This is a genomic window from Kurthia sp. 11kri321 (assembly GCF_001534765.1).
In the GTDB taxonomy this organism is placed as follows: Bacteria; Bacillota; Bacilli; order Bacillales_A; family Planococcaceae; genus Kurthia; species Kurthia gibsonii.
Genome location: NZ_CP013217.1, coordinates 2880722 through 2891939, shown reverse-complemented (window position 1 = coordinate 2891939; position 11218 = coordinate 2880722). Strand labels below are relative to the sequence as shown.

The 11218-nt window shown below is 36.4% G+C and carries 11 protein-coding genes; 2 read left to right on the top strand and 9 right to left on the bottom strand.

Annotated features, from left to right (window positions below; translation table 11 throughout):
• Nucleotides 1-5: 5 nt before the first annotated feature.
• The gene (locus ASO14_RS14445) at nt 6-1487 is read right to left on the bottom strand and encodes a phytoene desaturase family protein (RefSeq protein ID WP_068456948.1); all 1482 of its coding nucleotides are present in this window, start codon (nt 1485-1487) and stop codon (nt 6-8) included.
• A 216-nt stretch (nt 1488-1703) separates the two neighbouring features.
• Here ASO14_RS14445 and rluF point away from each other — a divergent pair, with 216 nt between their 5' ends.
• A complete protein-coding gene (gene rluF / locus ASO14_RS14440) occupies nt 1704-2411 on the top strand; it encodes a 23S rRNA pseudouridine(2604) synthase RluF (RefSeq protein WP_068456946.1) in 708 nt (235 codons plus the stop codon).
• 200 nt (nt 2412-2611) lie between these two features.
• Here the strand turns inward: rluF and rlmH are convergent, their stop codons facing one another.
• The 8 genes from rlmH to yycF form a co-directional block, all read right to left on the bottom strand.
• Entirely contained in the window at nt 2612-3091 is a 480-nt protein-coding gene (gene rlmH, locus ASO14_RS14435; RefSeq protein WP_068456943.1) for a 23S rRNA (pseudouridine(1915)-N(3))-methyltransferase RlmH, read from the bottom strand.
• A gap of 89 nt (nt 3092-3180) precedes the next feature.
• Nucleotides 3181-3345 carry a CxxH/CxxC protein gene (locus ASO14_RS14895; RefSeq protein ID WP_082701495.1) on the bottom strand — a complete coding sequence of 55 codons (165 nt, stop codon included), beginning with the start codon at nt 3343-3345 and terminating at the stop codon, nt 3181-3183.
• Nucleotides 3346-3491: 146 nt separating this feature from the next.
• The gene (locus ASO14_RS14430; RefSeq protein WP_068456940.1) at nt 3492-4712 is read right to left on the bottom strand and encodes a S1C family serine protease; all 1221 of its coding nucleotides are present in this window, start codon (nt 4710-4712) and stop codon (nt 3492-3494) included.
• Between the two features lie 185 nt (nt 4713-4897).
• The gene (locus tag ASO14_RS14425) at nt 4898-5686 is read right to left on the bottom strand and encodes an MBL fold metallo-hydrolase (protein WP_068456937.1); all 789 of its coding nucleotides are present in this window, start codon (nt 5684-5686) and stop codon (nt 4898-4900) included.
• Between the two features lie 12 nt (nt 5687-5698).
• On the bottom strand, nt 5699-6592 hold the full coding sequence (locus tag ASO14_RS14420) for a two-component system regulatory protein YycI (RefSeq protein WP_068456934.1): 894 nt from the start codon (nt 6590-6592) through the stop codon (nt 5699-5701).
• The gene (locus ASO14_RS14415; RefSeq protein ID WP_087682060.1) at nt 6579-7934 is read right to left on the bottom strand and encodes a YycH family regulatory protein; all 1356 of its coding nucleotides are present in this window, start codon (nt 7932-7934) and stop codon (nt 6579-6581) included. The genes ASO14_RS14420 and ASO14_RS14415 overlap by 14 nt, the downstream gene beginning before the upstream one ends.
• Nucleotides 7934-9763 carry a cell wall metabolism sensor histidine kinase WalK gene (gene walK / locus ASO14_RS14410; RefSeq protein ID WP_068456929.1) on the bottom strand — a complete coding sequence of 610 codons (1830 nt, stop codon included), beginning with the start codon at nt 9761-9763 and terminating at the stop codon, nt 7934-7936. The genes ASO14_RS14415 and walK overlap by 1 nt, the downstream gene beginning before the upstream one ends.
• 6 nt (nt 9764-9769) lie before the next feature.
• Nucleotides 9770-10480 carry a response regulator YycF gene (yycF, locus tag ASO14_RS14405; protein ID WP_068456927.1) on the bottom strand — a complete coding sequence of 237 codons (711 nt, stop codon included), beginning with the start codon at nt 10478-10480 and terminating at the stop codon, nt 9770-9772.
• Between the two features lie 311 nt (nt 10481-10791).
• Here yycF and ASO14_RS14400 point away from each other — a divergent pair, with 311 nt between their 5' ends.
• Nucleotides 10792-11199, top strand: a complete 408-nt coding sequence (locus ASO14_RS14400; protein WP_068456923.1) for a hypothetical protein — start codon at nt 10792-10794, stop codon at nt 11197-11199.
• Nucleotides 11200-11218: the final 19 nt, after the last annotated feature.

Genomic DNA, 11218 nt, shown 5'->3' with positions numbered 1-11218 from the left:
ACAGTTTATTTTAAACGATGTGTATGCATAATAGCGCGTGCTGCGTGGTAACCACTCAATGCCGATGATAGTGTTCCCGGTCCCGGAAAGGCTTGTTCACCTACAATATAGAGTTGTGGCAAAGGTGAACGAACACTTTTCTGTTTTGTAATAGCATTTCTCACTGTTAACGGGAAACCACCGACACTCGTTTTCCCCATATACTTTTTATATGTTAAAGGTGTTCCGGATTCTTCATAAATTAAATAATCTTTTATATTAATTACTTTTTGAATCTCCTTAAACATCGCATCCGTTATTTGCTGTTTAATTGCTTTATATTCATCTTTTAATTCCTTTCTCCATCCATCTTCATTCGCATGAATGGAAATCGTCATCATGACTTCTTCTGGTACCTTCTCCCCTTGATCGTCGTAAGCAGGTTGAAACGTTGCATATACAGGTCCATGAACATCTGAAAATAATACCGTTTGCTCTTTACTCGGCACAATTTGAAGCGCAAAAGGAAGGGGTCTTCCCTGTAATTCCTGATGCCAGAATGAATCTTTTAAAAGTGCATCTACACGAAAGGCACCCCAAGAAAATGAATCTGAATCGGCGTAACTTGTGCCCTTGCCGAATGAAATTCCAGTGTTATTAATGACGATATCGAATTCACCACTTCGCTTTCGACTTGTCACATGCCACTTTTTCTGTTCATATGTCAGCTCTTTTACCGTCGCTGCTAAAATAACCTCACCGCCAAGCGCGACAATACGCTCAGCTAACACTTCGCATAATTGCCCCATACCTTTTTCAATATAGAAACTACCACGTCTATAGATTGCTAATGCTAAGCTAGAAGGTAGCAAAGCAGCCTCTGTACAATCCGTCTGTGCTGCATCCATTAACTGTGCATCAATCAACTGACGAAGCGGCTCATACGATTCTAAATGGTATTTACGTAATAAATCCTCCACTGTCCACGTCGCATAGCGCGCCAAATGTAACATCGCTTTTGGATGTGTTAGTGCATGACTTGGTAACTTCCCTAAATCATAAGGACGACTAATCGGCATCGAGACACCCGTAGCTGTTACACCGTACACATATTCACTAATCTGCTCAAGCTTTTTCCAAAAAGTCTGCACATCTTTTTGACGTTCTGGTAGTACCTGTTGCAATTCTTCATCCCATCTTTTTTGATCCTGATAAATCGAGATTCGACGATCCGATAAGATGATATCCATTGGATGTTGCAACAACTGGAATGGCAAATCAAGTTGAAGTTCTTTTATTAAAGTATCGAGTAACCCCCGTTCTTCCAACCCAAAAGCAATCGTCGCACCCGTAGGAAACGTGCGCCCTTTTCGCACATACGAACCCGCCGAACCACCAACCTTTGTCGCCTTTTCAAGAACCGTCACCTGATAACCCTTCTTCGCCAAAAAAGCACCAGCCATCAAGCCACCAACACCCGCACCAATAATACAAACCGTTTTACCCAAGAGGAACCTCTCCCTTTCCAAGACATCGATTCATGTAATTGTTTTCATGTTTATTAAAGCATAAACAAGATGTATGTATAAAGAAAAGCATCTTATTTAGAGAGACTATGATGACAATCCATAATTCAATTACCTACACAATAGTATGTAATTTATCCTTAAAATAAAGTATAGTTAGTATTTAATAAAACAATCCATGAATAAGGATGTGGCAACATGCGTATTAATAAATATATAAGTGAATCTGGGAAGACTTCTAGACGAGGCGCTGATAAATTAATTACAGAAGGCAGAGTTAAAATTAATGGTAAACGTGCAACTATAGGTAGCCAAGTCGAACCTGGGGATGAAGTTGAAGTAGATGGAAATATTGTCCGAGTGGCACGAAATAATGTCTATATTGCCTTAAATAAACCTGTTGGCATTACGAGTACAACCGAAAAAGGTGTAAAGGGAAATATTGTTGATTTAGTCAACCACCCATTAAGAATATTTAATATTGGGCGTCTGGATAAAGATTCAGAAGGCTTAATACTTATGACGAACGATGGTGACATTGTGAACGAAATTCTGCGTTCTGAAAATAGACATGAGAAGGAATATATCGTTTCAGTGGATAGACCCATTACGCCCGAATTCTTGAAGAAGATGTCGGAAGGTGTCAAAATATTAGGCACAACAACACTTCCATGTGAAGTCGTTCAACTATCAAAATATGATTTTAAAATCATTTTAACACAGGGATTAAATCGCCAAATTCGCCGCATGTGCGCTGAATTAGGCTACGAAGTTTACCGATTACAAAGAATTCGCATCATGAACATTGAATTAGGCAAACTTCCTCCTGGACAATGGAGAGATTTATCTAAAAAAGAGCGAACTCAATTATTTAGAGAATTAAACTACGAACCAAAAGAATGGTAAAGTAGAATGATTATTGGATTGATATCTAATTAAGAAACTCAAAAACCGCACTTACTTGTGATGACAGTAAGTGCGGTTTTTTGAGCTTAGTAAGTTATATTGGAACAAATGTTGTAACTCCTACAGATTTTTATTCTTATTCTCTAGCTAACAAAAATAAATCACAAACTACTGTAATTGATGGTTTATTAAAATAGCACTTACTTATGGTACGGTTCACCTTTCATAATTCGAAAGCTGCGGTAAATCTGTTCGGTCAGGACGAGTTTCATGAGTTGGTGAGGGAGTGTCATTTTGCCGAACGAGATTTTGGTGTCGGCGCGTTTGAGTACGTCGTCATGTAGTCCGAGTGATCCGCCAATGATGAAGATGATTTTGCTTTGTCCATAGGTTAAGAGGTTCTCAATCTCTTTTGACATCCCTTCAGATGTACGTTGCTTCCCGTCAATTGCGAGTGCAAAAACGTAAGCATCTTGTGGTACTTTAGCTAAGATGCGTTCTGCTTCTTTTTTCTTCACAATCTCCATTTCTGCTTCACTTAATTGTTCAGGTGCTTTTTCGTCCGCTACTTCAATTAAGTCTAACTTCGTATAACTACCCAGACGTTTCGCATATTCATCAATGCCCAATTTCAAATACTTTTCTTTTAATTTTCCAACTGAAATGATACTAATCCCCACGTATTCGTCACTCTTTTCCTTTATTTGTTAGTGAGTTATCCACAAAACTTATACACATATCCACAAAACACCCTATATGTTGTAGGCGACTATTTGTTCCCTACAACATATTCTGCTGGTGCTTCACAGTATGCACATGATGTGGACAACTGTTCGCTTTCTTCTAGCTTATTTAAAATTGGAAAATCTTTTTCCTTTTCTAGGAACACATCAATCGCATGTCCTGTATGGTTTTCACAGCATTTAATCTCCATAATCTAACATCCTTTCTATTTTCAGAATTTATAAAAAGTTATACACAATTCACATTTTTTATCCACACATCATTGTAACAAACAAAAAAGACTGTCGCAAAGTGTATCCACACTTTCTACGACAATCTCTTTTGAAGTTATCCACATTATTTAGAAATCGTACTTGTTAGTTTCATCGTTTTCGTTACAAGTTTACCGTCTTGGTAAGCTTTCACTGTAACTGAATCGCCCACTTTTTTACTGTATAGGATTTTACGTAATTCAACTGAGCTACCGACTTTTTGTCCATCCATCTCAACAATTACATCGTATTGTTTAATACCTGCTTTTTCAGCAGCTGAACCATTTTCAACTTGTGCCATGACAACGCCTTCTGTCACGTCTTCAGGCAACTTTAATGTTTCTTTTTGATAGAATGCAGGTACTTCTGTTAAGTCGATTAACGATACGCCCATCGCTGGTCGTTGTACTTTACCTTTCGCTTCTAGCTCACTAATGATTGGAATTACTGTGTTACTTGGAATAGAGAATCCTAAACCTTCAACTGTAGATTGTGAAATCTTCATTGAGTTAATACCAATTACTTGTCCTGCTAGATTGATTAACGCACCACCTGAGTTACCTGGGTTAATCGCTGCATCTGTTTGTAATACTTCCGCATTCCAGTCTGCATTACCATCACCGTTAATATCCATTGGTACTGTTCGTTCTGTACCTGAGATAACACCTGTTGTTACAGAACCGTATAAATCTAAGCCAAGTGGGTTACCAATCGCAATCACTGTTTCCCCTTGTTTTAGTTTATCCGAATCACCGAATTTCGCTACTGTCGTTGCATATTTTTCATCCATTGAGATAACAGCTAAGTCTGTCCATTGATCTGTACCTACTAATTTTGCTTCTACTTTTTTATTGTTTGGTAATGTTACTTCTAAACGATCTGCATCTTCTACAACGTGATTATTCGTTACGATGTATGCTTTACCGTTCGCTTTTTTATAAATAACACCTGAACCACTGCCTGATTCTTCTGTTGTGCTTGAATCACGGTTATCTGTGCTTCCACCAAATGCACCACCGAAGATATCATTCGCTGTTTGGCGTTTTTGAATATTTGTAATCCCAACAACTGCATCCTTCGTCTTATCAACAGCTTTTGTGACATCTGTCGTTACTTCTGTGGATAGTTGTTCTGTTTTTACAGGATTCGTTGTATTATTACTTCCTGTATTCGAGATAGAAGGTACAATCAACCAGACAAGTAATGCGCCGACAATTACACCGATTAAACCCGTGAAAAAGTAGCCTACTTTACTTCCCTTTTTTTGTTGCCGTCTTCCATGTTCTGTATCATCATAGTATCCCATTTGTTTTCCTCCCTCTATTCTTTTGTTATTCTTACTATACCTGTCAAACATGAAAATTAGATGAAAATTGCTTTAAAATACCCTCAAAATTTCATGATATCTCATTTATTCCCCTTCTCGAATAGATAAAAACTATCTCTTCAAAATATAAAAAGAACAATCGCATTTTACGATTGTTCTTCAAATTAGACCATTACTAACTTCGTTGGCTCCTCTGCATCCGTATCATGTAGATGAACAAATTCACCTGGCATGATGCCAACAGATTGCAGCGTTTGTGCCACGCTAAGTCTTGCTAAATCTTTCATATTATTATCTTTACTTAGATGCGATAAGTAAATATGCGTATCTTTTTCAAATACCACATCACTCATTGCAATTGCCGCATCTTCATTACTCACATGCCCCACATCGCTTAAAATACGACGTTTTGTAGACCACGGGTATGAGCCCATCTGCAACATATTCACATCATGATTACTTTCGAATACGAATGCATCTGCTCCGCGTATAATCCCCTTCATACGGTCACTCACGTAGCCTGTATCCGTAATCACTGCTAACTTACGACCATTCTCATGGAATGTATAAAACATCGGATCTGCGGCATCATGTGACACACCAAACGATTCAATCTCTAATGTTCCAAAAGCCTGAACCGTCTCCATATTGAATTGAAAACGCTGGTCTAATGGAATATTCCCAACAGATGGTGTCATCGCTTGCCACGTCTTCTCATTCGCAAAGACCGGCACATTATATTTACGTGCTAATACCCCAACACCTTTGATATGGTCTGAATGTTCATGTGTGACAAGAATACCTGATAATTTTTTAATATCGCGATCAATTTTGGCAAATAGCTGCTCCATCTTTTTACCTGTCAGCCCTGCATCTACGATGAAAGCCTGATCGCCACTTTCAACATAAACAGCATTACCCGTACTACCACTCGCCAATACACTAAACTTCATGTGAAAGACTCCTTACTTACTTAATTCAGATTGCTTTGCATCTACATTTGAGCGAACTCTCTCTTTATATTCTACATCCGTAGCTGCTTTATTTTTGAATTGAATATTTTTTTCAATATCTAATATTTGATTATCTACTGCGTTCACAAAAAAGTCCTGTTGTTTTTTACGTCCATTTTCATCTGGTACCATAGCACGAATATGCCATGTTGGAGACAATACTTGCGTTTCTGTTAATGGAACTAATGTTGAATAGCCCAAATTCACAAATGAAATGGTTGTATGGTCTTTTAAATAACCTTTTTCAAAAATAGTTTTAATCGCTTGAATTGGTTTAATCAACATACTTTTCTCACCAACAGCTTTTAAAGAACCAAACATCGTTTGCTCATACTTTGTAATCTCTTCTTTTTCAGACCAATAAACTTTAATGGTCGCACTTTGATTATAAAAGATTGTTTTATCGTTCATCACTTGGAAAAATGTCGCTTCGCGTGCCGATTTATTAATCTGCCATAGTCGATATTCTTCACCTTTGAAAACCGTCCTTTTTAAGAACTCAGTTAGTGTTTTTTCATTTAGCGCTTCTAGTTTTTCTGGTTTTTTCATTGTTCCTTCAATAATCATATTATCACTTACTGTAATAATTTGATTTTTCGTCACTTGATCAAAATCAAAATTATCAAAGGTATTAATTCTTCCTGATACGTATGTTACTTTCTCCGTCGAAACAGGTAAATTCCCTACTGAGATATTCGCATTTTTTAAATCACTCTCAATATTGGATTCACCAAGTACTTCTAGCTCTTGTTCTTCATTGTAATTATTAATATACACCGAGTATAAGAATACATTCAAAATAGAGAATACGATGATAAAGATGGTTTTTGTTTTACTCCAATCCATCTGTATCACCTCCTACTTGTGCATCTTTCGGGTTAATTGGATACCATACACCATCTAAACGATAAAACCATGTCGGTTCAAATAAATAAATAGATGAGCGCCCTTCATCTTGTTTCATTGTTAATCCAACACGAAGTGCAGTAATTTTATTGAAGTCAATTTCATTACTTGCCATCAGTTTTTGAACGACATCAATACCTGAAATTAGCTTAATCTCCTTATTTTCCTCTTGTGGTAAATAAGCTAATTTATATGTCGGACGAATGTAACGATAGATGCGACCATTCCCCCAGAATGCTTCAATTTTAGCTGTACCTAAATCTGTTTTTAGCACTGGTAAATTTTCTATATACAGTTGATACACTACTTCTTGTGCATTATAGTCCACGTTGGCATAACGATAATCGCCTGTCCAGCCACCGTGTAAGTTAATAAAATTAAACGTTGATGCAATCAAATTACTCTTTTGAATATTTTCTTGATTCTCTGTAGCTGTCGCATCTACAAATGTTGCGAGATAGCGATTTTTATCAATTGTCATAATCGATTTATCATCAGTGTATTTATCAATACCTGCTTCTAAATCTGGACTCATCTTTACAATACCTGGCATCGTAAAGAGTGCATTTTTAAAATCCTCAATGCTAATCGCTGAAATCAGATATTTATACTGTGTTAATTTTTGCGTTTGAGTTGGTAAGAATAGTGTATTTGCATTATCTCTTTGAATTGGTTCATATGATGCTAAATCTTGGAATGATCCTAACACATCATTTTTAAAACCGTTCTCACTTTTCACTTTCACTTTTCCTCTGTATAACTGCTTCTGTTTTACATTAGAAAAAAGAATTGTTAATTCATTCTTAGGGATATCTGATTCTTCTGTAGACCAACTGATAATGACCTGATCGAAATTAATTTCAGGTACTTTCTTACTTGTCACAGGAAGTAAACTTTGAAATACAGGCATTGGTACTTCTCCATCGAATTGAAGAACAATTCGTTGATCTACTAATAGTTGATCATTTAATTTTTGTAAATTAAAGTTACTACTAACAGTTGAAATATCCGTCAGTTGCCATTTCTTCATCTCAGTAAATAGTGGAGCCATTTCTTCTGTATCAATGGTTCCACGCCAGTCACCTTCTTGATGAATTAATAGACGAGCAGGCTGAATAATTTCAGGTAATGTTCGTTTTTTGTCCATCAGTACACCTGCTGGCTCTGGCTTTTCTACTTTTTCATAGTTTGGATGGTATGACCAAATGGAGAATGTTAATAAAATACTTAGACCAACTAGAATAATTAATACAACGGTTTTACTTTGTTCTAAATACTTCATTATTCCCACTCACCATCCTCTTCTGCATTATTTGGTAATGTAAAGAATACAGATGTGCCTTTTCCCTCTACTGATTCAGCCCAGATGCGTCCACCATGTGCATTAATCATTTCACGTGAAATGGCTAGTCCAAGACCTGTTCCACCCATAGAGCGCGCGCGTGCTTTATCTACGCGATAGAAGCGGTCAAAAATGCGATCAACATTCTCTTTTGGAATTCCCATACCCGTATCTTTAATTTCGACTAAAATCTCGTCATCAATATTTGTTAATTTAAAGCGAATAGATCCACCATCTGGTGAATACTTCAACGCATTTGAAATAATATTATCAATAACTTGTGTGATTTTATCCGTATCAATTTCAACATAAATAGGTGTAGTTGGTAGCTCACGAATAAATTCTACTTCTTTAGATTTCGACATCTCAAATCGATTAATAATACGATCAAAGAATTTAACGAAATCAACGAAATCTGTATTCAATTCATATTCACGACTATCCATACGAGATAGTTGCAGTAAGTCTGTAACCAGACGAATCATACGCTCTGTTTCTGTACGTGTTACATTTAAAAATGTTGGTGCAATATTTTCATCACGCCATGCACCATCTGCTAGCGCTTCTAAATAACTGCGCATCGTTGTAAGCGGTGTGCGTAACTCATGTGATACATTTGAAACGAAGTCACGACGTTCCATTTCAATTTTTTCTTGTTCTGTGATGTCATGTAATACGGCAATTAAACCATTCACAAAACCTGTCTCTTTTTGAATAACAGAGAAGTTTGCTCGCCAAATATAAGGGCGGTCTTGCGTGCTAAAATCTAAATTCACAGCCTCTTGCATATGAATCAAATCTTCAAATGTGTATTCTTCATCTAAGCCCAGAATCTCTGTAATTTGTCGTCCCATTAATTCATTATTTTCAGTCGCAAGTAATTTCTGTGCAGGCGCGTTAATCAAAATAATTTTTCCTTTACGATCTGTTGCAATTACACCATCTGTCATATTCGTTAAGACAGATGCTAACTTCCTTCTCTCACCTTCAGTCGTTGAGTGCGCCTCTTGTAAGCGATTCGTTAAATGGTTAAAAGATACAGCCAGCTGACCGATTTCGTCATTCCCGTATACTTTAACCTTTCTCGAATAATTCCCTTTTGCCATTGCAACAGCTTGCCTACGCATATCCGAAATTGGTTTTGTAATCGTCTTAGCGATGAAAACGCCTAAAATAATTGTAATTAATAAAGCAATTGCTGTACCTACGGCGAGAATTTTATTAATCGTAGCCATTTGTTCAAATACCGTTTCAATATTGGCTTTAACATAGATGACACCAATTGTTTTTCCTTGTGATTGAATAGGTTTTGCAATAATCCATACGCGTTTATCAGTCTTTTTATCAATCGCCATCTTTTCAATTGGTGATGATGTAGAAAGCGCTGAAGTCACTGCGCTTTCTGCGGAACGCTGGCCAATAATCGATTGACTGTTATTATCTGAAGTCGCTAAGATTCTATTATGTGAATCGATTACACGAATTTCACTAATATCTCCCGAACCAGAAGACAATCCACCTAGAATATCGCGTAAATTGGATTCCAGTGTCCCATCATTTTCTTCACGTGACTTAACCATTTCTTCTTTCACGCTAAAATCGACTAGCTTAAGACGATCTGTTACGGAATGCGTAAAGTTGTGCTTAAGCGTAGTCTCTAATTTATTCGCAAAGTATAACCCCATAATTTGCATGGCAATCAATATTAAAAGTACATAAATCAATACAACTTTTGCGTGTACAGATTTAAAAAAACCTACCTTTTGCATTCAACATTACTCCTGTTCAGGATTTCTCAAATAGTACCCCACACCACGACGTGTTACAATCCATGCTGGATGACTTGGATTATCCTCAATTTTTTCACGTAGACGTCGAATTGTTACGTCAACTGTTCGTACATCACCGAAATAGTCATAACCCCAAACAGTTTGTAATAAATGTTCTCGTGTCATCACTTGTCCGATATGTTTCGCTAAATAATGTAACAATTCAAATTCACGATGTGTTAATTCAATTGTTTCATCTCTCTTTAAAACTAAATAAGCTTCTGGTTGGATCGTCAATGAACCTACAACAATATCATTTGAAGACTCTTCTTCCTCTTCAACAGTCGCTGTTGTTTGATGGCGACGCATATTTGCTTTGACACGCGCAACTAACTCACGTGTACTAAACGGCTTCGTTACATAATCATCCGCACCAAGCTCTAAACCCAAAACTTTATCAATTTCAGAGTCTTTCGCTGTAATCATAATAATTGGTGTGTCGTATTTTTTACGTACCTCACGCACTACTTCCATACCATCTCGTTTTGGTAACATGATGTCTAATAAGATTAAATCTGGTTTTTCTGCTTCTACTTTTTCTAAAGCTTCATCACCATCATAAGCTGTTACTACACTGTAACCTTCTTTTGTTAAATTAAATTGTAATATATCTGCAATCGGTTTTTCATCATCCACTACTAAGATTTTCTTATCCAAATTCTTTCATCCTTTCTCTCTAAAATACACTGTTTTATTTACATTCACTCTCTATTTACTCTAACATGATTTCAATTCTGACGCACCTTTAGGTAATATTTTGTAATTTATTCCCCAGGAAATATTATAATACATAAGAATGAACTCTTCTAACTTATCATATATTATAAATACTACCCATTTTGAAATTGTATTGTAAAGAAATTGAAACTTTCTATACATATACTTTTGTTATGAAAATAATCCAAAAGGGTACTATTCGACATGAATCAACTTCATTTTCCAAACATTTAAGGAAAGGTGGCCCATCTTTGGTTAAGAATCGTACATTACTTCTCATTGCTTGTTTTGTATGGCTTATTGCAGGAATTAATATTGTACGCATTGGCTTACTTGCTTATGTTGGACATATAACTGCCCTCAATATTATTTTATCAATTATTGTCTTTTGTTTGTTTTGGTTTTTGATTTTTAATCGCCTCGTTAATAAACATACGATTCGAATTGCTGGCTATGAGACAGAAAAACAATATTTTTGGTATTTCTTTGATTTAAAATCGTTTATTATCATGGCTGTTATGATGACACTCGGTATTACCATTCGTGTCATGAATTTAATGCCCGAATCCTTTATCGCATATTTCTATACAGGTTTAGGTACAGCCTTAACCCTTGCAGGAATTAAATTCGGGATTCGTTATCTTCGTTTTGATACGTAGGTATAAAAAAGCAGGAACC